The organism is Pseudomonas sp. Irchel 3E13, assembly GCF_900187455.1.
GTDB lineage: Bacteria > Pseudomonadota > Gammaproteobacteria > Pseudomonadales > Pseudomonadaceae > Aquipseudomonas.
The window spans coordinates 70,015-92,062 of the sequence record NZ_FYDX01000014.1; the positions used below are offsets into that span (position 1 = coordinate 70,015).

Here is a 22,048-nt window from a genome sequence, read left to right on the forward strand (position 1 = left end):
TTCACCGGTAGCAAATGTCCATGTGGGTCCCCCTTCTCAACGCCTTCAACCAACCCGTTTACCTGTCGATTGCCGACGCCCTGGCGCGGGATATCGCCAGCGGCCTGCTCAGCCCCGGCGAGCGCCTGCCGACCTTGCGCGAGCTGGCCCAGGCGCTGCAGGTCACGCCGGGCACGGTCAGCCGCGCCTACAGCGAGGCGCAGCGGCGCGGGTTGTTGCAGGGTGAAGTCGGCCGCGGCACCTACGTCCGCGCCACGCCTGCGACCGAGATCAGCGCGCCCCCCGCCGTCGCGACCTCGCCGTTGCAGGGCAGCTCGCAGGTGCTGGACCTGTCCATCATCAAACCCGCCGGCGACACCGCCACGTCCTGGCTGCGCGGCGCGCTGGTGGAACTGGCCAACGGAACCGACTTCGCCCAGACCCTCGATTACGCCCCCGACGGCGGTCATCCCGCGCACCGCGAAGCCGGCGCGCAATGGCTGCGGCACTCGCTGCCGGACGCCGTATGGCAACAGGTGGTGATTACCGCCGGCGCCCAGCACGGGCTGCTGGTGGCGATCAGCGCGCTGACCGAATACAACGACCTGATCCTCTGCGAGTCGCTGTGCTACCCGGGGATCATCTCCCTGGCCCACAGCCTGCAACGGCGCCTGCGCGGCGTTGAGATGGACGAACAAGGCATCATCCCGGCGTCGCTGCGCGAGCTGTGCCAGCGTGAGCGCCCGACGATGCTGGTGTGTGTCGCCACCTGCCAGAACCCCACCACCGCCACCATGTCGCATGAACGTCGGGCGGAGATCGCGGCGATTGCCGAAGAGTTCGACTTCCTGATCCTGGACGACGACATCTACGGTTTCCTCGCCAGCGACACCACCCTGCGGCCGTTGGCGAGCTATGCGCCGGAGCGTTCGGTGTACCTCACCAGCTTGTCCAAGTCGGTGCTGCCGGCGCTGCGCATCGGCTACCTGTACAGCCCGCCGCGGCTGCTGTCGCGGCTGACGGCGATGGTGCGCAGCAGCGTCTGGATGCCGTCGCCGCTGACTGCGCAACTGGCGAGCAACATCATTGCCGAAGGGCTGGAATTGAAACTGGTGCGGCTCCAACGCGAAGAAGCGGCGCGCCGCCAGGCGTTGGCGCGCGAGCTGCTACCAGGATTGCGAATCAAGGCCGAGGCTCACAGCTATCACCTCTGGCTGGAACTGCCGGAGCCGTGGAGCGCGGATGAATTCACCACATTGGCGCGGGCGCAGGGGGTGAAAGTCCTCAGCGGATCGCAGTTCCAGCCCGAGCGCAACGGCGAGACACGCGGCGTGCGGGTGGTGCTGATGTCACCGACCCGCGAGGATGAATTGAGGTTCGCGTTGACCCAGTTGGCGAGCCTGGCGGGGGCTTCGGATCCGCGGCGGTTTTATTGATTTGAATGCAGGGTTGGCGCTGCCGGCCTCATCGCTGGCAAGCCCGCTGCCACAGGGATTTGTGTGAGCGGGTGAGATCTATTGCAGGGCTGTGGTGTTCAATCACCACAGCCCCCGTGGGAGCTGGCTTGCCAGCGATGAGTCCAGCAAGAGCACCACCACTTACCGCACAAACACCTGCGCCGTAGTAATCGCCATATCCCCCCCCGGCAACTGGATCTTGCCCTTCGGCTCAAGGCTATCGGCATCAAAAATAGCGATGTCGTTGTAGGTGCCCGCAAGGTAGATCCGCGTCCCCGCCTTGTTCATCGAGACGCAGTAGTACGAGTGATCCAGGGTCGCGGCCTTGATCAGTTTTTTCTCCTTGATGTCGTACTTGGCCAGGCGATTGAGCACGCCATAAACCACATTCGGGTCGGTCGGCGAGCGCATGCCGCTGAAGTAGATTTCGGTCAGCGGGCCGAAGTCGACGGTCTGGCTCTTGCCGGTAGCAAGGTCGATGTTGAAGAAGCCGTACACGTACTCGGCCGTCGCCGGGTCCTGTTTCTCGTCCTTGAATTTCGACGCGGTGTAGAGCAGCGAGAAATCATGCCGGTAGGTCTGCTGGTTCCACACGTAGAGCACGTCCGGGGCGCTGTAGTTGGGGCGCTTCCAGTTGCGGCTGGGGACGATGACGTCGAATTTTCCGGTCTTCACATCGACCTTGTAGATGTCCGGCCCGGCCACGTACAGGCTGCCGTCGTCACCGCTCTGCATGATGGTCAGTTGCCGCGGCGCCGGGAAGCTGCGCAGCGGCTTGGCGTTAAGTCCACCATCGGTGCCGTACACGTCCAGCCGCGGTGCCTGCACTTCGTAGTGGTCGCTGAACATCTTGGTCGGGTTGGCGACGGTGTAGATTTCCTTGCCGTCGTGGCTGATGGTGAAGGAGAACATCGACCGCGCTTTCTCGCCCGGCAACTGGCTGATGCTGGCATGGAACACCTGTTTGCAACTGTCCAGTTCGACGCCATAGATGTCGGCGTAGTGGTTGTTCAGCACATAAGCGATGCGTTTGTCCGGCGACATCTGCACCGAGCCCGGCCCGAAGGCGTCGGGCATCTGGCAGGTCTTGTAGAGCTTTTCACTGGCCAGGTCGATGATGTGCAGGTTGTTCGGGTAGTTGGTGGTGACCATGTATTCGTGGCCGGCGTTGAGCGCCTTGCCTTCGTCGGCGGCCATCGCCGAACCGGCGCCGAGCACCACCAGGGCGGCCAGGCCGCGGGTTGCAATCTGAAGCATGCGGATATCCCTCTTCTTGTCTGCCTGGGGGCTCATTTGTCGTCCGGGAACACGGTCCCGAGGTTGCGCCAGTTGTCGCCGGAGGCCTGGGCATCTTTGTTCCAGTCGGGGTAGGTGCTCATCATGTCCGGCACCTGGGCCGGCCACCAGCAAGGGTCGGAGCAGCCATACAGGTCCGATTCCATCGGCTGGCACAGCGACGAGACGCCACCGAAGGCGTCGATTTCCCAGCCCGGGTCGGTGGTCGAGGCGCAGCCGGCGACCGAGTTCATCGCCAGCACTTCTTCGATGCGGTTTTCCTCGGCAGCCTGTTCCAGCTTCAGTGCTTTGTTGTTGATCGGCTTGAGATGCTTCATGTCAGTGGACCTTGCGCGCAGTGATGTAGCGGCTGATGAAGGCCGGGTTCTCGGCCATGATCCGGCTGTAGACTTCGATGCCGAAGTCCACCCAGTCACGCATCAGTTCGCAATAGTGGTAGGTCGGATGGGCCGGGTCGCCGTAGCGGGCGTAGCTCTCGTGGTAGCAGCCGCCGGAGCACAGGTTGCGGATGCGGCAGGTGTCGCAGCCGGTGTTGGTGCGGTCCAGGCGCTGTGAAAGGAACTCGTTGAGTTCGACCTGCTTCACGCCGCTGTGCACGTTGCCGAAAGTCGGCAGGCTGGAGCCGGTGAAGCGGTGGCAGAGGTTCAATTCGCCCTTGTGGTCCACCGCCAGCATCTTCAGCCCGGCGCCGCACGGCAGCGCTTTCTTGTGGCCTTCATGAATGTCGGTGAGCAACTGGTGCAGGTTGGAGAAGCCGATGTTGCGGTGCTCCAGCGCCGCCTCCAGGTACTTGCGGCCGAGGGCCTTCATGTTGGCGAAGACTTCGATCAGCTCCTCAGACGAGAGGTTGTAGTCGCTGATGTCGCCCGAGGTCACCGGGGCGAAACCGACTTCGGCAAAACCCATCTCGTTGAACAGGTGGTTCCAGATGGTCTCGATATCGGTCACGCCCTTGGTCAGGGTGACGCGCGCGCCCACCGGGCGGCTGTCGTAGCGCGACAGCAGCATGTCGGCCTTGCGCCGCACCACGTCATACGTGCCCTGCCCGCCCACGGTGATGCGGTTGCGGTCGTGCACGGTCTTCGGCCCGTCGATGCTCACCGACAGCCCGAAGCGGTGGGCATTGAGGTAGTCGACGATCTCTTCGGTGAGCAGCGTGGCGTTGGTGGTCATGACGAAGTCCACCCGCTTGCCCACCTCGCTGAAACGCCGCTCGCAGTAATCGACCATGTACTCGATCAACTTGCGGTTGCTCAGCGGCTCGCCGCCGAAGAACACCACGGTGTAGAACGGCTCGTCGGGCGACTCCTTGAGCAGCATTTCCACCGACGCCACTGCGGTCTCGACGTCCATGCGCTTGCCGGCCGAGGGCTTGTCCAGGTCTTCCTTGTAGCAGTAGGTGCAGCTCAGGTTGCAGCCGGTGTTGACGTTGAGCACCACGGTATTGAGCGCGGTGCGCTCGACTTTTTTCAGCGCCGTTTCCGGGCTCAGCGGCGAGCCGTCGCTCACCAGTTCCAGCGCGATCAACTCGCGCAGGGTCTCGTTGATTTCAACGCCATCGAAACGCGCCGCCAGGCGTTGCACCAGGGCATCGCTGGAGCAGCTTTCGTGGCGCAGTGCGTCGATGATTTCCCCGGTCAGGGCATCGCTGGCGAACAGCGAGCTGCTGGGGATGTGGAACAGCATGCGGGCGTCATCGACCCGCACTTCATGCAGATTGCGTTCTACCAAATTCAGAATCGCGCCCATCGCAACCTCCTAGAACATTCGGATGTGGCCAGGTCAAACCGCCGTGTCACGGGATGGGCGGGTTATTCCAGCGCTGGATGGTCACGATCAACTGACCTTCACCGGTACGTGCCGTGCCGGCGTCGTCCACGGCGGCAATGACCTTGAGGTTGCCGGCGTTGTTGGTGGACATCTTGCGCGCCGGGTTCGGGCCGGCATCGCCGGGGGTGAACACGCCGCTGTCGGCCTGCATGCTGCCGGCGAACTTGACGTCTTCGTCCTCGCGGGCGCGGTCGTCGAACGGCTCGACTTTCCATTGCGCCGGGAACACGCCGATGCGGTAAGCCTTGCCATCCACGCCCTGGCCCCAGGCCTCGGCGTCGAAGCGGCCCTGCACCTTCGGCGTGGAACCGCCGTTGTCACCCACCCGCGCCACGGAGAACGCCGGGACCACTTTCACCTCGGCGATCTCGCGGTACACCGCCAGTTGCGGACCGTCGAGCTTGCCGACGCTGACCACCTGCAGGCCCTGCGGCGCATCCGCGGCGGCCTTGACCTTGACCCGCACGCGCTGCGGCGTTTCCTCCAGCACTTCGAGCACTTGCACGCCCTTGCCGAACGACGGCGTGCCGCTCAGGCCGCTGCCGACCAGGGTCAACTCGGCTTCGCTGCCAGCCTTCACATAACCCGGCTGCACCGCCAGCAGACGCGGCGAGCCTTGCTGCGCGGCGACGAAATCGAGGCCGCGTTCATCGTGGGCTTTTTCGAACATGCGGCCGGTGAGCTGGCCGTTATTGGCGGCGAGCACCTGCCGCATGCTTACGCCATCCACGTCCACGGTGCCGCGCCATTCATAGCCGCTGTAGAGCATCGCCGTGCCCTGGCCCTTGAACGGCGTGCCGTCGGCGTACTGGCCGTCGAGGCTGACCTTGAAGCGATCGCCGGATTCCGGGCTGACGTTCATCACCCCGTTGAGTTCGCCCTTGCCCGGCAGGTGGCCGCTGAAGCTCCAGGTGCCGGCCAGGGTCGCGGCCTTGGGCATCGACTTCTGCCAGTCGCTCCAGGCCTTGCTGTCGAACGGGTACTGCTGCGCCAGCAGCGGCACCATGTCTTTCTTCGCCAGGTCGAACCAGTCGCGGTCGCGAGACAACGCCTGGTATTCCAGCGACGGCCACTGGCCGAGGTGGAAGTTGACCAAGTGTTCCCACTCCTTGGCCGGACGCCGCTGCAGGGCGATCCGCGCACCGGAGTGGCAGCGGGCGCACATTTGCTGAGTGGGTTCGCCGATCTGCTCGACGGTGTTCAGGCGGCGTTCGAGGGCGTAGCGCACGCCGTCGGTTTCGCTGGGCGCCAGGCCCTGGGTGTCGGCGAGGTACTTGACCAGCGTGCGGCGGTCTTCGTCGCTGATCTGCAACTGGTGCATGGTCTGCATGCGGCCGATGGTCATCAGCCAGCCTTCGGGGGTTTTGCGTTGGTGGCTGATGCGGCTCAAGGCGTTGTCACCTTCGGGCAGGTGGCAGCCCTGGCAGGTTTCCTTGAGGATCGCCTGGGCTTCGCGGGCCTGGCTGACCTGGGGCTGCAAGGCAAGGCTGACGGCCATTGCCAGCAAACCTCCAGCGCTGGCGAACCTGAGTGTTCTCTTCATCGATGACTGACCTCCACGGGGGTTCTTCTTATTGTTCGTACACTTCTTATAGGTCTCTTCTGTCGGCCGTACAGCGGCAGAGCACGGACCGAAGAGCAGCTTGCAAGGGCCGATACATATTGTGTGCCAAGAGCCGGAAGCACCGTATCAGGGGCTTCGCGGACCATATGACACGGGCCTCGCGGCTAAATTCGCGACAACTGAGACGGCGTGAGACGGCTGTCGCAGGCCGCTGAGAATGTCTCAGCGCCTGTCGCAATTTGCGACGGCCGGTGTGGGGCAGCAGCCAGGCTGCGGCAACGTTTCACCCCTTGGATTCACAGCGCTACAGGACGACACCCGGCACTTGGCACAGCGGTTGCGATCCGCCCTGGCAATCACTCACAAGAACGAGGTTTGCCATGTCCACCACTGCCCCCCTGCACCCTGCCGTCGAGGCGTTTATCCGACGTGCGCCGACCATGCTGATCGGCGCCGACTGGGTCGAGTCCAGCGACGGCGAGCGCCTGACCCTGCGCAACCCGGCCAGCGGCGAGGTGCTGTGCCAGGTGCCGGCAGCCACGCCCGCCGATGTCGGTCGCGCAGTGAGCGCCGCGCGCCAGGCCTTCGATGATTCGGCCTGGAGCCGGACCCGCCCGCGCGAACGGCAGAACCTGTTGTGGAAACTGGCCGACCTGATGGAGCGCGACGGCGAAATCCTCGCCCAGCTCGAATGCCTGAACAACGGCAAGAGCGCCGCGGTGGCGCGGGTGATGGACGTGCAACTGGCGATCGACTTCCTGCGCTACATGGCCGGCTGGGCGACCAAGATCGAGGGCCAGACCGTCGAGGTGTCGTTGCCACTGATGCCCAACGACGAGTTCCATGGTTTCGTGCGCCGCGAAGCGGTGGGTGTGGTCGGCGCCATCGTCGCCTGGAACTTCCCGCTGCTGCTGGCCTGCTGGAAACTCGGCCCGGCCCTGGCCACCGGGTGCAGCGTGGTGCTCAAGCCCGCCGACGAAACCCCGCTGAGCGCGCTGAAACTGGCCGAACTGGTGCTGGAAGCCGGCTACCCGGCGGGCGTGTTCAACGTGGTCACCGGCACCGGCGTGGTCGCCGGCGACGCCCTGACCCGCCACCCCGGCGTGGACAAACTGACCTTCACCGGCTCCACCGCCGTCGGCCAGCAGATCGGCAAAGTGGCGATGGACAACATGACCCGCGTCACCCTGGAACTGGGCGGCAAATCACCGACCATCGTCATGGCCGACGCCGACCTCTCCATCGCCGCCGCCGGCGCCGCCCAGGCGATCTTCTTCAACCAGGGCCAGGTCTGCTGCGCCGGCTCCCGCCTGTATGTGCACCGCAAGCACTTCGACAACGTGGTGGCCGACATCGCCGGCATCGCCAACAGCATGAAACTCGGCAACGGCCTCGACCCCAGCGTGCAGATGGGCCCGCTGATCTCCGCCCGCCAGCAGAAACGCGTGTTCGACTACATCGAACAAGGCCGCAACAGCGGCGCCACCATTGCCTGCGGCGGCGAGCAGTTCGGCCCTGGCTATTTCGTCAAGCCCACGGTGATCGTCGATGTCGATCAGAAGCACCCGCTGGTGCAGGAAGAAATCTTCGGCCCGGTGCTGGTGGCCATGCCGTTCGACGACGAAGCCGAGGCCCTGCGCCTGGCCAATGACAGCCCGTACGGCCTGGGCGCGAGCATCTGGTCCAACAACCTCGGCGCCGTGCACCGGATGATTCCGAAGATTCGCTCGGGCTCGGTATGGGTCAACTGCCACAGCGCCCTGGACCCGGCGCTGCCGTTCGGCGGCTACAAGATGTCCGGCGTTGGCCGGGAGATGGGCGCGGCGGCCATCGAACATTACACCGAGTTGAAATCGGTGTTGATCAAGCTTTAAGAATCAGGGACGGTAGCCCTGGCTCAGCAGCCAGCCACGGATGTGGCGCTGCTGTTCCGGGCTCAGCGGCGCCAGCACTTGATCGGCCGGTTCAGTGCGCAACCGGCTGACCAGCGGCGCCAGTTCCACACCATTCAGGTGCCAGATGCCCAATGGCTGATCGGGGCTGATCACCACGTGCGCGAGGTCCACAAGACCGTCACGCAGCACTGGCGCCTGTTCTATCCGCAAGCTGGCGAAATCCACCTCGGCGTGGATCGGTTCGGCGTCCGGCCATTGCCGCCGCGCCTGCCAGAACGGCTGGTCGGCCCAGCGTTGTTCCTCGATATAGAAATCCCGCCCGAGTCGGGCGAAGCGCCAGAACAGGTGCTCGACCCGCTGTTGATGAAACCGCAGCGCCAGGTCGCGGCGCTCCGGGCGGGTCAGCAGGGTGTTGATCACCGCCGGTGCCTGCAGGGCCGAGGACAGTGACTGGAAGATGCCGTTGCCCGACAGCGGGTCCACCGCCATCGCCGCATCGCCCACCCGCAGCCAGTTGTCGCCGCCACAGACCGGCGTGAGGATCGCCGTGCTGCTGCGCGCGTGCAGTTGCAGGTCGCGTTCGTCCTGCGCGGCGAAAAACGCCCGCGCCAGCGGCGATTGCCAGCGGCGTTCGCGGCAGAAATCGAGCAGCGCGGATTTGTCCGGCAACGTCGTGCCGGCAACATCCAAGGTCCATTGCCAGTAGCAGCGACCATCGGCCTGCCGGGCCATCCACATCCAGCCATCGGCCTGGCTTTCCACGGCGCTGGCGCTGCTGCCGGGCTCGCCCTGCCAGCGGTTCAGCAGGCTCAAGGTCTCCGGCCCGCGCCAGGCACGGCCCACGGAACGGTCGTGTTGCGGGGCCTGGCGCCCGCGGGCTTCGACGTAGAAATCAGCGGACAACGCGGGCGCGCCGTCCAGTTCGACGGTCACCCCGCCCGCTTCGCTCCGCACGCCAAGCACCCGTGCTTCGATCAGGCGAACGCCGGCGTGGTGCAGGTCGTCGCGCAGGCCCTGGTCGAAACGCGGACGGTCCAGCAGAAATTCGACATTGCGGTCATGGGCCTCGCCGTTCCAGCGCGCGTGGCGCCGCGACGGCTCGCTCGCCACCGCCAATGCCCGGTTCAGCCCGGCACCGCGAAGCGCTTCCAGCACCCGTTGCGACACGCCTTCGAGCGCGGCGAAGCGCCGCCATTCGCTGACCACGCACACCTCGAAACCAAGCCGGCGCAGGCCCAGGGCAACAGCGGCACCGGCAGGCCCGGCGCCGAGCACGACGATGGATTTCATGCCTGGCCTTTGTATTCGCGCCCACGGTACTGGGCGTTGTACAGCAGCCACGCCATTACTTGAGCGTTGCTCGCGTGAGGCTGGTCGCGCAGGAAGGCGGCGATGTGCCCGGTCAGTGCCGCGCAGCCAAAACTGGCGCCGGACAGCGGGCTTTCGCGGGCTCGCACGCAAGCACCGAAATCGGCCTGCGGCGTATCCAGCCAGCTCCACTCATCGGGCTGGCAACGCGCATCGCCGGTGATGCGCAGCACACCGGGATATGCGGCGGGAAACACCGGCATACCCTGCGCCGGGGTCGAGGCGCAGATCAGCACGCCGGCCTTGATCGCCGCCGCGCAGGACTCCCGCAGCGCCGGCCGGTCCTCGCGCAGGCCAAGACTGAGGTTGATCAAGCGCACGCCGCAGCTCACCAGCCAGTCGATCCCGGCGGCGACCTGCAAGGCAGTGGTGACACCCCGCTGATCGAAGACCTGGGCGACATGGATCGGCACGTCTCCGGCACCCGCAGCGATCAGTTGCACCACGGCGCTGCCGTGGCCGAGGGCGTCTTCCAGCGGCGGCTGTTCGCTGATCCCGACCGAGGCCAACTGGAAACGCCGCGCCTCGCCCATGCGCGCCAAGGGCGTGCCGCTGTCGACCACGCCAACCCGAAAATCACGCATGGCCGGCCTCCGTCAGAACGTGCAGGCGACCCTCACGCAGGACCAGATGCAGGCTGGCGTCGGCCAGGGTCGAGGGACGGTGGCTAACCAGGATGCGGGTACGGTCAGCAAAGAGTTGGTCAATCGCGGCAATCACTTCACGCTCCGTGTGTTCGTCAACTTGCGAGGTGGCTTCGTCCAGCACCAGCAGCAGCGGGTCCTGCAGCAGTGCGCGGGCGATAGCAATACGCTGTTTCTGACCGCCCGACAACTGCTGGCCGCGCTCGCCCAGCGGGCTGTCGAGGCCTTCCGGCAGGCTGGCGATCAGGCTGTCCAGTTGCGCCAGCCGGGCGACTTCGGCAATGGCTTCGCGACTGGCATCCGGCACGCTGTAGGCGAGGTTGTCGGCGAGGCTGCCACGGAACAGCACGATGTCCTGGCTGACCACCGCCACCCGCCGCCGCAAGGCGTGCAGATCGAGTTCGCGCAGGTCGACGCCGCCCAGCAGGATCTGCCCCGACTGCGGATCGTAGAAGCGCTGCAGCAGGTCGATCAAGGTGGATTTGCCGGCACCGGAGATACCGCGCAGGGCGACCTTGCTGCCGTGGGGAATACTCGCGCCGACATCCTGCAACAACGGCGGGCGCCCCGGGTGGGCGAAGCACACCCCGCGCAAATGCAGGTCGCCGCGGTCCGGCATCGGCCGGGTGTGGACCGGGCTGTCGACTTCCGGGGCAACGCCGCGCAACTCCATCACCCGGCCAAGGCTGACGCTCATGCGCTGCATCGCCACATACAAGCCCAGCAGGCTTTGTACCGGGCCGACGGCCATGCCGAGGTAGGTGGAAAACGCGATCAGCGCGCCCAGTTGCCAGGTGCCCTGCACCACCCAGTAACCGCCCACCAGAAACGCGCAGGCGCGGGACAGCGACGTCAGGGTGCCAGGCACCGCCTGGGTAAAGAATTCGGTGACCTGCACCCGCAGCAACTGGCCCATATAGCCCTGCCCCAGGCCATCAAGACGGCGGGCCTCGCGTTGCTGCTGGCCGGCGGACTGGATGAATTTCATCGCCGGCAGGGTCTCCACCAGAAACGACGAAACGTCCGCCGAACGCTCGCGCAACTGCCGCACCTCGCGCTCGACCTTGCGCCGCATCCAGCGCAGCCAGAGCACGTCCAGCGGAATCAGCACCAGCGCCAGCAGCGCCAGCTTCCACGACAACACCAAGAGCATGGCCAACGCGCAGACCAGGCCGATCACGCTGGACACGGCGGAGAACAGCGAATCCACGGCAAAGCGCTGGATCTCGGCGACGTCACCGTCCAGCCGCGACATCAGGTCACCCAGCCGGCGCTGGCCGTAGAAGGTTGGCGAAAGACGTTGCAAGTGCCGGTACAACTCGTCGCGCAGGGCGAACAGAATGCGCCCCGAAAGGCGCGTGTGCAGGTAGCGGTTGAGGCCGGACAACAGCGTGCCGACGATCCCGGCCAGCACCATCAGGCCGGCGATCAGCGCCAGCTTCGGGAAGTCCTTGGCCAGCAGGCCGTCGTCGATCAGCAGCTTGGTCAGCCACGGCTGCACCAGCACCAGCGCCGTGGCGCACATCGACAGCCCGAGCAGGCCGGCGATGGCCAGCCGCTGCGGGCGGACGAAGCTGTACAACCAGCCCAGTGCGTCGTGCAGGGCGGGACGGTCCTGATGCTCGATCAGGCGCGCGAGCAGACGCTGCATCACTGCGGCATCTGCTTGAGCTTGCGGTACAGCGTGGCGCGGCTGATGCCCAAGGCATCGGCGGCCGCCGAGACATTGCCGTGATGACGGTCGAGGGCCTGGCGAATCAGGTCGTGCTGGTTGTGGCGCAGGTTGTCGCGGTTGACCGGTGGCTCGCCGGCGCGCAGCTCGTCCAGCAGGTTGTCTGGCAGATGGTCAAGGCCCAGCTCTTTTTCGCCGTCTTCGCGCATCGCCAGCAGCAGGCGCAGGCTCATTTCCAGTTGGCGGATGTTGCCCGGCCAGTGATAGCCGGCGAACAACCGCGACACTTCGACGGACAGCCGCACGCCCTGGCCGCCGAGGCGGGCCAGCAGGCTGTCGATCAGCGCGGGCAGGTCTTCGCGCTCGCGCAGAGCCGGCAACTGCACGCTGATGCCGTTGATGCGGTAGTAGAGGTCTTCGCGGAACTGCTGGTCTTGCACCTGGCGCTTGAGGTCGCGGTGCGTGGCGCAGACCAGCGCGATGTCCAGTTCCTGCTCCTGGGCCGCGCCCAGCGGCGCCACCTTGCGCTCCTGCAACACCCGCAACAGCCGGGCCTGCAAGGCCAGCGGCATGTCGCCGACTTCGTCGAGAAACAGCGTGCCGCCATGAGCCTGCTGCAAACGCCCGACCATGCCGCCGCGACGCGAGCCGGTGAAGGCGCCTTCGCGGTAGCCGAACAGTTCCGATTCGATCAGCCCTTCGGGGATCGCCGCGCAGTTCACCGCGATGAACGGTTTGCCGGCGCGGGCGCTTTCCTGATGCAGCGCGCGGGCGACCACTTCCTTGCCGCTGCCGGTTTCGCCCAGCAGCACCACCGGCAATTCATTGGCCAGCCCTTGGCGGGCCATGCGCAACGCCCGGGCAAACCGGCTGTTGCCGGCGCCGAGTGCTTCCAGCGACGGCGTGGTGGAAACAGCGGGGGCGACGCGGGCGACCAGCGCCGGAACCGACACCGCGAGCGGACGCTGCGGCACTTGCAGGGTCTTGTAGTAAAAGGCGCCTTTGGCGGTCTCGACGCTGTCGACCTGGCCAGGTTGCAAACGCGCCAGCCATTGCTCCAGGCGCATGCCCAGCAGGCCGTCGCAGCGCTGGCCAATCAAACTGGCGCGGTCGCTGCGCAGCAACTGGCAGGCCTGGTTGCTGGCGGCGAGGATATGCCCGTCCAGGCTCACCGCCAGCAGGCCCTGCCAGCAGGATTCCAGGTACTGCCGCCGGCTGTGGAAGGCCAGCACGATCTGTTCGGGGAAGCTGCTCTTGAACAGCCGGCTTTCGATCTGGCTGACCGCCAGCGCCAGCAGCGCGGTGCGGTCAGGCAGGCGGCCCAGCGGGCCTTGGCGGGTCAGGTCGAGGACGCCGAGCAGCTCACCTTGCGGGCAGTGGATCGGCACCGAGGTGCAGGAAAAATCGCTGAGCCGTTCGAGAAAGTGCTCGCCGCAATCGATCTGCACCGTGCGCGCTTCCACCAGCGCGGTGCCGAGGGCGTTGGTGCCGCGAGCGGCTTCGCTCCAGCAGGTGCCGGGGGAAATATCGCCGAGGCCACGGCGCTTGAGCACGGCGGATTCGCCATGGATGGTGAGGATGGTGGCGTCGGCATTGGCGAGGATAATCAGGCTGTCCTGACCCTGGCGCGCGCCGAGGTAATCGAGTTCGGCGGTCGCGGCGTCCAGCAGTGGGCGGTTGTTGGCCAGCAGCAGGTCGAGGCTGGCGGCGGAAGTCAGGGCGACTTCCTGCCCGGCGTTACCGGTAACCCCATGGCCGAGGCTACGGCGCCAGGAGGCGTCGATTTCGGCACGCAGGAAGCCATCGGGCAGTTGCCCTTCCACGGACAGGCGTTCCCGGGCAAGGCGGGGGTTAGAGGTCGCGGTGGCGGACGCTGTTTTTATTGTGCTCATCGGCGGCTCCGGATCGGTTAATCCGTTACAAGCAAGTCCTGCGCCATTTGGTGGCAGGGCTTTTCGGGGCCGTTTTATGGCGTATCGCGAGCAAGCTCGCTCCTACCGTAGGAGCGAGCTTGCTCGCGATGGGTCATGAAAGCAGCCCACTCACCCGAATATACCCTGTTACAAAAGACCGAGCGACTTGGCCCGCGCCACCGCCTGGGTGCGGCGCTCGACGCCGAGTTTGCTGTTGATGTGGCTGGCGTGGGTCTTGACGGTATGCAGCGAGATGAACAGTTGCTCGCTGATTTCCTGGTTGGAACAGCCCTGGGCGATCAGCTTGAGCACCGCCTGTTCGCGGACGCTGAGGGTTTCGCCACTGCCGTTGGCTTCCTGGTTGGGCAAGAAGCCCAGCAGGCTGACCTGGGCCGGGCTGGTCGATTGCGCCTGAAGTTGTTCGCGCAGCCAGTCGGGGTGTTCGTTGAGCAGGCGCTGATAGGGTTGCAACACCCCGCCCCGCGCGGATTCGAGGCTCGACACCAGACGCTCGCGGGCACCAGACAGGTCGCCCTGAGCCAAGAGCAAACCCACCTGCTGGCACAGCGCGATAACGCAGAGCAATTGCCCGCCGCTGGCCTGACCACGGCTGACCAGCGCCTGCAGCCGTTGCCCGGACTGGGCCAGCCGTCCCTGGGCCTGCTCCAGCAGGGCCTGCTGCAATTCGATGTGCAACGGCAGCAGCGGATGGAACTCCGGCGCCGCGGCGGCTTGTTGCCCGCCATAGGTCTGGCTCAGGCGCAGTAGCCAGGATTCGGCCAGGTCGTTGCGCCCCTGGGCCAGCCAGAGTTCGCATTTGACCAGGGTAATCATCGCCAGATAGAAGATCGGCGGCACGTCCCAGATGTGCATCAGGCGCTCGGCCTCGGCCAGCTCGGCAAAGGCTTCGGCGAAGCGTCCTTCGCGACCGTCCAGGGTCGCCAGGGCGCAATGGCCGATCAGCACGCTGATATCGCGACAGGCCCGCGCTTCGATCAACCCGGCCCGCAGGCGACTGCGCCCGGCTTCGGGTTGCAGGCGGCTGACCAGCAAGTAACCCTCGTAAAGCATCAACCGCGCGCGCACCGCATACAGCCGCTGCGCCGACAGGCCGTGCAGGCGTTGCAGGCCCTGACGCACCTCCTCCATCGAACGCAGCGTCTCGCCGCGGGCATGCAGCACCCGCGCCCGGTCGTAATGGGCCAGGGCCTCGAACAACGGATTGCCGACCCGCTGCGCCAGCTCAAGGGCTTCACGGTTCCAGCCCCGCGCGCGCCAGAAATCGGCGTCGGCGATGGCCAGGTTGGACAGCGTCGACAGGCACATCAGGCGCTGCCCATAGCGTTTGTTCGGCAGGCTTTGCAGGGCCTGCTCGCAATAAGAGCGGGTGCGTTCGCGATCACCCCGGCCGCGGGCGATGATTCCGCTCAAGGCCAGCCACTGCGCGAGCATGGACTTCTGCGCGGTGGCCGAAGGCGCCGGCAGGAAGCGGCTGAGGTGGCTGGCCAGTTCCTCGGCGGCGTCCAGTTGGCAGGCCAAGCCCAGCGCCCAGCTGTACAGCACGATCAGCCGCGGCGTGCTGATCAGCAGGCTGTCGGGCAGGTCCATCTTCCAGCGCAGCAGCATGCCGACGTTCTGTTCGGCCAGCAGTTGTTCTTCAGAGAGGTTCTGCACCAGGTTGGCCGCCACATCCAGGTGCCCGGCCCGCAGCGCCTGCTCCACGGCTTCGTCCAGCAGACCCTGGCCGTGGAACCAGCGACAGGCGCGCAGGTGCAGGCTCGACAGCGGCAGGCTGGCCTGGCGGGTGCGCAGCAGGTCGGAGAACAGGTGGTGATAGCGGAACCAGTAACCGTGCTCGTCCAGCGGCACGAGGAAGACCTGGTGGGATTGCAGGTAACGCAGGATTTCGTCGCTGTCGTGGCTTTCCCGCAGGGCGTCGCACAGGTCGGCGCAGAAACGCTCCTGGCAGGCGGTGTCGTTAAGGAAGCTCTGGACCTCGGCCGGCAGGCAGTCGATGACTTCTTCCAGCAGGTAATCGCGGATCAGCCCTTCGCCGCCGTGCAAGGCCTGGGGCAACGGGCTGTCGGCACCGGACTCGGTGGCCGCCAGCAGCCAGAAACGCAGCCCGGCAACCCAGCCGTCGCTGCGCTGGATCAGGTTGTCCAGCGCCTGCCCGCGCACCGACGGGTGCTGGCCGAGCACGGCGAGGGATTCGTCGGGGGTCAGGCGCAGGTCCTGTTCGTTGAGTTCGAGCAATTGCCGCGACAGCCGCAGCCGCGCGAGGTGCCAGTCGGGACGCTGGCGGCTGGTGACCAGCAGCACCAGGCCAGGCGGCAGGTGATTGAGGAAGAATTGCAGGCAACGGTCCAGCACGGGCCCTTGGGCCAGGTGATAGTCATCCAGCACCAGCAGCACCGGGGACGTGCTCAGCAAATGCTCGGCCAGTTCATCGAGCAGGCCGTCGAGCCATTCCTCGAACGCGAACGGCTGGTGCCGCTGGCGCATTTTCAGCAGGCCCAACGCCTGGCCGCCGAGGCTCGGGCAGTACTGTTGCAGACCTTCGAGCAGGCGTTCGAGAAAACGCCCGGGATCATTGTCACGTCGGCTCAGCCCCAGCCACAGGCTGCGCCAATGCGGCGGCAGGCTTTGGCAGAACTCCACCGCCAACGAACTCTTGCCGAATCCTGCGGGTGCATTGACCAGCAACAGACGCCCACCCAGCCCGGCCTGCAAACGCTGGCAAAGGCGTGCCCGCGGCACATGCCCGTCGGGCAGCGGTGGCCGGTAGAAACGCCCTTCCAGAACCGACACGGTCTGTTGGGTGAACCCTTGCGTGCTGGACAGATCGGTCATGGCCGGCTCGTTTTAGTTGAAATCTTCGGCAACAGGGATTGGCGCAGACTAGCGGTTTAACCGGCACATTTGAAGGCGATTGCCGCAAGTACGGAAAAAAGACTACAACAAGAAGCAACAGAGACAACATTGACAGGGCGCAATGGACTACCAGGTTAGCGGTAAAAACGGCGGGGCCAGCGGAAATAGTCGATGGCTGCGACGGAAATCAAAACGCCCCGGCAAGCCGGGGCGTTCTGGGGATCACACGGAGGGTTTGAAGCGTTAACGCACGCCCGACTGACGCAGGGCGGCTGGCTGGAAGTCAGCCTTGCTGGCGGTGAAGCCGAAGTCGTAGGCCTTCTTCTCTTCGTTCTTCATGCCCAGCGCCAGGTAACGGCCCGATTGCAGGTCGTAGATGGCTTCCAGGGTGTACCACGGCACTTCCACGTTGTAGTAGTCCTGGGAGTGGGCCTCGGAGACGCGCCACAACTGGTCACGACCGTCGTACTGGTCGATCACCGCCGCTTGCCAGGTGTCTTCGTCGATGTAGAAGTCACGTTTGGCATAGATGTGGCGCTGGCCCGGTTTCAGGGTCGCGACCACATGCCAGACGCGGCGCAGCTCGTAGCGGGTCAGGTCCTGATTGATATGGCCCGCCTTGAGGATGTCGGCGTACTTCAGGGTTGGCGAGTCCAGCTTGTAGCTGTTGGAGGCGATGAACAGCTCTTTCTTGCCTTCCAGTTTCCAGTCGTAGCGGTCTGGCGCACCGTTGAACATGTCCAGGTTGTCGGAAGTCCGCAGACCGTCGGCAGCGGTACCCGGACCGTCATAGGACACCTGCGGCGCCTGGCGTACACGGCGCTGACCGGCGTTGTAGACCCACGCCTTGCGCGGCTCCTTGACCTGGTCGAGGGTCTCGTGGACCAGCAGCACGGTACCGGCCAGACGTGCCGGAGCAGTCACTTCCTGCTTGAAGTAGAACAGCACGTTGCCTGGCTCTTGCGGGTTGTAGTCCTTCATCTTGTCGCGGAAGACGAACTGGTCCTGGAAGTACACCAGGCTGTAGCTGCCGTTGGGCTGCGGCGTGGCCTGGGTCACCAGGCGGGTCACGCTGCCGCCACGGTAGCGGGTGATGTGGTTCCAGATCACCTCGACGCCGCTTTTCGGAATCGGGAAAGGCACGGCGGTATCGAAGTTTTCCAGGCCGTTGCCACCCCCTACCAGCGTAGTGGAGGTGGCGTTCTTCTTGATAGCGGCGAAAACGCTGTCCGGCACGGTAGAGCCGCGGTGGGTCGGGTAGACCGGGATCTTGAAGGTCTCGGGGTAGCGCTTGAACATCGCGACCTGGCCAGGCGAGAGCTTGTCCTTGTACTGGTCGACGTTCTGCGCGGTGATGGTGAACTTCGGCTTTTCACTACCGTAAGGGTCGGACAGGAACCCCTTGGCATCGACGGTACCGGCAGTCTTCGACAGCGGCTGCCAGGCCGTGATGGAACCGTCGGCGTTACCGGCCTTTTCCGCGCCCATCGGGGTCAGCGTCGAGCCCAGTTTGGCCGCTTCGTCGGCGGAAACGGCAGCCATTACGCTGGTCGCCAGCAGGGACAGGCCCAGCACGCCGGCTTTCAGCAGAGTCTTGGTGGTTTTCATTGTCATGTTCTTCTTCCTGAATCAATGCGCTTAGAAGTTCACGCCGAAGCTGAGGGCGACAAAGTCGCGGTCATCCACGGTGGTGTACTTGCCGTCGAAGAAGTTGGTGTACGACAGGCTGGCGGTGTAGGTGTTCTGGTATTCGGCATCCAGACCGAGGCTGACGGCCTTGCGACCTTCCTCGAAGTTGCCGCCAGGACCAGGCGAGTAGCCTTCCACGTCGTGGGACCAGGCCACGCTCGGCTTGAGGTTCACGCCGGCGAACACGTCCGGGTAATCCCAGATGGCGCGGCCGCGGTAGCCCCAGGAGGTGCGGGTGGTGTAGCCGTCGTCTTCGCAATTGCGGTCGAGGTTGGCGGTCGAGGCACCATTGGCGGCACCACCGATGGTGCTGGTGTTGAGCACCACACAGGTATTGCGGCCCGCGGTGGCTGGCAGAGGGCCTGGGCCGTATACCGGGTCACGGCCGTAACGGACCTTGCTGCTGCTTTCCAGCCCGCCGACCACGGTCACACCGACTTCACCCACCAGCGTCAGGCGGCTGGCGCCCATGACCTGGTCGAAGAAGTGCGTGAAGGTGGTCTGGAACTGAGTGACTTCCTTGCGGCGATAGCCGTGCAGGTCCTGGCCTGGAGTGCCTTTGAGCAGCGAAGCGTTGCCCAGGCCGAAGGCCGGAGGCAGCGCGGTGACACCCGCGTAGAGAATGTCGGTGGTGTTGAGCTGCACCGGAGCATTCGGGCGATAGCTGACTTCACCGCTCCACGCGGTACCGGTTGGCAACGTGGTGGAGAAACTCAGGCCGTAGAGACGGATATCTTCCGGGTACTCGACAAAGTACTTCGAGTTGCCTGCAACGATGATCGGCGCTGCGGTACCCGCCCCGGCTGCCGCCGTGTAGGCCGCCTGAGGCGCGCCGGTGGCGCTGAAGATCGGTGCACGGCTGTGGTAGTTCATCGCGTACAGCCCGAACTCGGTGTTCAACGGCTCGTACATGTAGCGCAGGGCCACGCCGAACTGGCCGCTGTCGCGGGCATCACGGTCCGGGCCGCGAGCAACCTTCACGCCTTCGGCATTGACGTCGATGCCCAGGGCCCTGAATGTCGCCTGCTGTACCGGGGTCAGCGCACGGTTGCTGGCCAGTACGCGCAGGTTGTCCGAGCAACCATCCGCGATCACGTCCGGCTGCGAGAAGAACGTTCCGCAGTTATCCACCACGGTCTGGTCCCACTCGAGCTGGTAGAAGGCTTCGGCCGACAGGTTGTCGGTCAGGCTCTGGGAGATGTAGAACATGTTGACCGGGATCAGGCCTTCCTTGATCTCCGAGCCAGGACGGCGGAACGCGGATACGTCAATCGGGTTGATAGCGTTGATACCGCTGCCGATGAAGGTACTTTCACCCCAGCTCACCACCTGCTTGCCGAGGCGAACGCTACCCGGCAGATCGGCGATGGAATAGTTGTGGTACACGAAGGCGTCGAGAATCTGCGCGCCGGAGGACTTTGCGCCTTCCTTGCGGTTCGAGTCGCTGATGTCCTTGAACTCGCGGCCCTCATCCTTCAACTCGAAGTCATACCAGTACTTGCCCCGGACGAAGACGCCGGTGTCGCCGTACTTGAGTTCGAGGTCATGGATGCCCTTGAAGATCTTCGAGAAGGTCTCGCCCTTCTTGAAGTTCAGGTGACCGTCGTCGGAGGTCTGCGACAGACCCTTGCCGCCGTTGTTCACCCCGATCAGGTTCTTGTTCGGGTTGGCGGTGGACCAGCTCGCACCGACCGACAGCGACGAGTCGAAACTCCCCTCGATCTCACCGATGTTGAAACTGACGGCGAATGCTGGACTTGCAAGCGTAGAAGCGAGGCTGACGGCCAGGGGCAGTTTCGCCCGGCGCCAGAACAGATTTACTGATGTCATCGACGCTACTCCATGTACTTTATTTTTATGGCAGTGAGTCCTTCAATGAAACGGAGGCCGATCGGTCGCCAGACTGGCAGGGCGTATGTCGGTGCGCTGCATGCGCATTCCCCATTCCTCAAAATCCCCTGACCCGACTATAGCCAGCAGGTAGTAGTGCTTGATCCCTCTAAAGTGTGATTTGCACATCACACCCGCTCATGGCAGGGCCGGAGCGGGTGAGCTACAGGCTGGCTGGGCAAGAATGGCTGATATTTTCCATTTCACAAGGCAGCGGGGCCTCTGGAATGCGGCCCGCGTCGGTCAAGACGCGGGCCGGTGCGGCTTACAGGGTGGAAAGAAAAGCGCTGTTGCTGGCCTGCCACTCGACGATATCGATGCGGATACGCTTCTTGTCGAGCTTGCCGACACTGGTCTTGGGAATTTCGGTAACAAGCGCGATCTGGCTGGGGATTGCCCACTTGTTGATGTGGCCCAGCTCGACAAAAGGCTTCAAGTGTTCCTTCAATACCCGCGCATCGATGCTCGCGCCGTCCCGCACCACCAGCAGCGCGAACGGCCGCTCGCCCCACTGCGGATCGGCGATGCCCACCACCGCCACTTCGCGGACCGCCGGATGGCGACTGATCAGGTCTTCCAGGTCGAGTGACGACACCCACTCGCCGCCGGTCTTGATCACGTCCTTGATGCGGTCGCGGATGTCGATCACGCCCATGCTGTCGAGGGTTGCCACATCGCCGGTGTGCAGCCAGCCGCCGGCCCACAGCTCCTCGCTCTTGGCCTCTTCGCGGTAGTAACCCATGGTCAGCCACGGCGCACGCAGGACCAGTTCGCCCTGGGCTTCGCCATCGGCCGGAAGGAATCTGCCGTCGCCGTCGACGATCGCCGCTTCCACCAGCGGCACCGGCACGCCGGCCTTGATCCGATAAGTGACGCACTCGTCCTCGCTGCCGGCCAGCAGTTCTTCGTTAAGGTGCGCGCACGCTACCAGCGGGCAGGTCTCGGACATGCCGTAGGCGGCGGTCAACTGGATGCCGCGGGCCTTGGCCGCTTCGTACAGCGCGCGGTTCAGCGCGCTGCCGCCGATGATGATCTTCCAGCCGCCGAAGTCCTCGTTCTGCGCGCCCTTGGCGTTGAGCAGCATCTGCAGGATGGTCGGTACGCAGTGGGAGAAACTGACTTTCTCGTCGCGCCACAACTTGACCAACAGTTCCGGATCGTAACGCCCCGGGTACACCTGCTTGAGGCCGAGCATGGTCGCGACATACGGAATGCCCCAGGCGTGAACGTGGAACATCGGCGTGATGGGCATGTAGACGTCGTCGGTGCCGAGCAGGCGGATGCTGTCGATGCTACCGGTAACAGTGGCCACCCCCATGGTGTGCAGCACCAGTTGGCGGTGGGTGAAGTAGACGCCCTTGGGGTTACCGGTGGTGCCGGTGGTGTAGAAGGTGGTGGCGACGGAATTTTCGTCGAAATCCGGGAAGTCGTAGTGCGGGCTGGCGGCGGCCAGCAGTTGCTCGTATTCGCCGACCAGGCCAGGCAGCTCGGTGGTTTTCTCGGGACCATCGGTGAGCAGGATGGTTTTTTCCACCGTGGTCAATTGCCCGGCAATCGCCTGGTAGAGCCCGACGAACTCGCTGTTGACCAGCACGAAGCGGTCGTCGGCGTGGTTCATGGTGTAGAGGATCTGCTCCGGCGACAGGCGCACGTTGATGGTGTGCACCACCGCGCCGATCATCGGAATGGCAAACATGCACTCCAGGTAGCGATGGCTGTCCCAGTCCATCACTGCCACGGTATCGCCGGCCTTGACCCCGGCTTCGGTGAGCACGTTGGCCAGGCGCGCAATGCGCTCGTTGAGGGTCAGGTAGCTGTAGCGCAACTGGTCGCGGTAGACGATCTCGCGGGTTTTCTCGTAGCGGCTGCCAGACATGAGCAGGCGCTTGATCAACAGCGGAAACTGATACGCACCCTCGGCGGGGGCGATGATACGGGTCTGCAACATGGGAGTCCCTTTTCTGGAGTTGCACGGGG

General features: G+C 64.9%; 14 protein-coding genes. 2 read left to right on the top strand and 12 right to left on the bottom strand.

All coding sequences use genetic code 11. The annotated features are described in order from the left end of the window. The first annotated feature begins 20 nt into the window (after positions 1-20). On the top strand, positions 21-1,415 hold the full coding sequence (locus CKW37_RS23420; RefSeq protein ID WP_095158600.1) for a PLP-dependent aminotransferase family protein: 1,395 nt from the start codon (positions 21-23) through the stop codon (positions 1,413-1,415). 162 nt (positions 1,416-1,577) lie between these two features. Here the strand turns inward: CKW37_RS23420 and peaD are convergent, their stop codons facing one another. From peaD to peaA, 4 genes are read right to left on the bottom strand one after another with little or no spacing between them, the layout of a single operon-like run. Next, the gene (gene peaD / locus CKW37_RS23425; RefSeq protein ID WP_095158601.1) at positions 1,578-2,693 is read right to left on the bottom strand and encodes a quinohemoprotein amine dehydrogenase subunit beta; all 1,116 of its coding nucleotides are present in this window, start codon (positions 2,691-2,693) and stop codon (positions 1,578-1,580) included. Positions 2,694-2,725: 32 nt separating this feature from the next. Continuing rightward, a complete protein-coding gene (gene qhpC, locus CKW37_RS23430; RefSeq protein ID WP_095158602.1) occupies positions 2,726-3,049 on the bottom strand; it encodes a quinohemoprotein amine dehydrogenase subunit gamma in 324 nt (107 codons plus the stop codon). A gap of 1 nt (position 3,050) precedes the next feature. Beyond that, positions 3,051-4,481: a quinohemoprotein amine dehydrogenase maturation protein gene (peaB, locus tag CKW37_RS23435; protein WP_095158603.1), complete on the bottom strand. Its 1,431-nt coding sequence runs from the start codon at positions 4,479-4,481 to the stop codon at positions 3,051-3,053. Between the two features lie 46 nt (positions 4,482-4,527). Further along, positions 4,528-6,105, bottom strand: a complete 1,578-nt coding sequence (gene peaA, locus CKW37_RS23440; protein ID WP_095158604.1) for a quinohemoprotein amine dehydrogenase subunit alpha — start codon at positions 6,103-6,105, stop codon at positions 4,528-4,530. A gap of 401 nt (positions 6,106-6,506) precedes the next feature. On the opposite strand from peaA, the gene CKW37_RS23445 reads away from it, so the two are divergent. Next, the gene (locus tag CKW37_RS23445; RefSeq protein WP_095158605.1) at positions 6,507-8,000 is read left to right on the top strand and encodes an aldehyde dehydrogenase; all 1,494 of its coding nucleotides are present in this window, start codon (positions 6,507-6,509) and stop codon (positions 7,998-8,000) included. Between the two features lie 3 nt (positions 8,001-8,003). On the opposite strand, the gene CKW37_RS23450 is transcribed toward CKW37_RS23445, so the two are convergent. From CKW37_RS23450 to CKW37_RS23485, 8 genes are all read right to left on the bottom strand, one after another. Further along, the gene (locus tag CKW37_RS23450; protein WP_095158606.1) at positions 8,004-9,311 is read right to left on the bottom strand and encodes an NAD(P)/FAD-dependent oxidoreductase; all 1,308 of its coding nucleotides are present in this window, start codon (positions 9,309-9,311) and stop codon (positions 8,004-8,006) included. After that, positions 9,308-9,973, bottom strand: a complete 666-nt coding sequence (locus CKW37_RS23455) for a S8 family serine peptidase (RefSeq protein WP_095158607.1) — start codon at positions 9,971-9,973, stop codon at positions 9,308-9,310. Before CKW37_RS23455 ends, CKW37_RS23450 begins: the two co-directional genes overlap by 4 nt. After that, positions 9,966-11,684 (bottom strand): ABC transporter ATP-binding protein, encoded by a 1,719-nt coding sequence (locus CKW37_RS23460; RefSeq protein ID WP_095158608.1) that lies wholly within the window; start codon positions 11,682-11,684, stop codon positions 9,966-9,968. Before CKW37_RS23460 ends, CKW37_RS23455 begins: the two co-directional genes overlap by 8 nt. Then, complete coding sequence (locus CKW37_RS23465) at positions 11,684-13,597, bottom strand: sigma-54-dependent Fis family transcriptional regulator (protein ID WP_095158609.1); 1,914 nt, start codon at positions 13,595-13,597, stop codon at positions 11,684-11,686. The genes CKW37_RS23460 and CKW37_RS23465 overlap by 1 nt, the downstream gene beginning before the upstream one ends. A gap of 168 nt (positions 13,598-13,765) precedes the next feature. Further along, complete coding sequence (locus CKW37_RS23470) at positions 13,766-16,471, bottom strand: LuxR C-terminal-related transcriptional regulator (RefSeq protein WP_095158610.1); 2,706 nt, start codon at positions 16,469-16,471, stop codon at positions 13,766-13,768. A 264-nt stretch (positions 16,472-16,735) separates the two neighbouring features. Further along, positions 16,736-18,100 carry a DUF1329 domain-containing protein gene (locus CKW37_RS23475; protein WP_095158611.1) on the bottom strand — a complete coding sequence of 455 codons (1,365 nt, stop codon included), beginning with the start codon at positions 18,098-18,100 and terminating at the stop codon, positions 16,736-16,738. Between the two features lie 30 nt (positions 18,101-18,130). Then, positions 18,131-20,011, bottom strand: coding sequence for a DUF1302 domain-containing protein (locus CKW37_RS23480; RefSeq protein WP_095158612.1), 1,881 nt, complete (start codon positions 20,009-20,011; stop codon positions 18,131-18,133). Between the two features lie 325 nt (positions 20,012-20,336). Next, positions 20,337-22,019 carry a fatty acid--CoA ligase gene (locus CKW37_RS23485; RefSeq protein WP_095158613.1) on the bottom strand — a complete coding sequence of 561 codons (1,683 nt, stop codon included), beginning with the start codon at positions 22,017-22,019 and terminating at the stop codon, positions 20,337-20,339. Positions 22,020-22,048 lie beyond the last annotated feature (29 nt).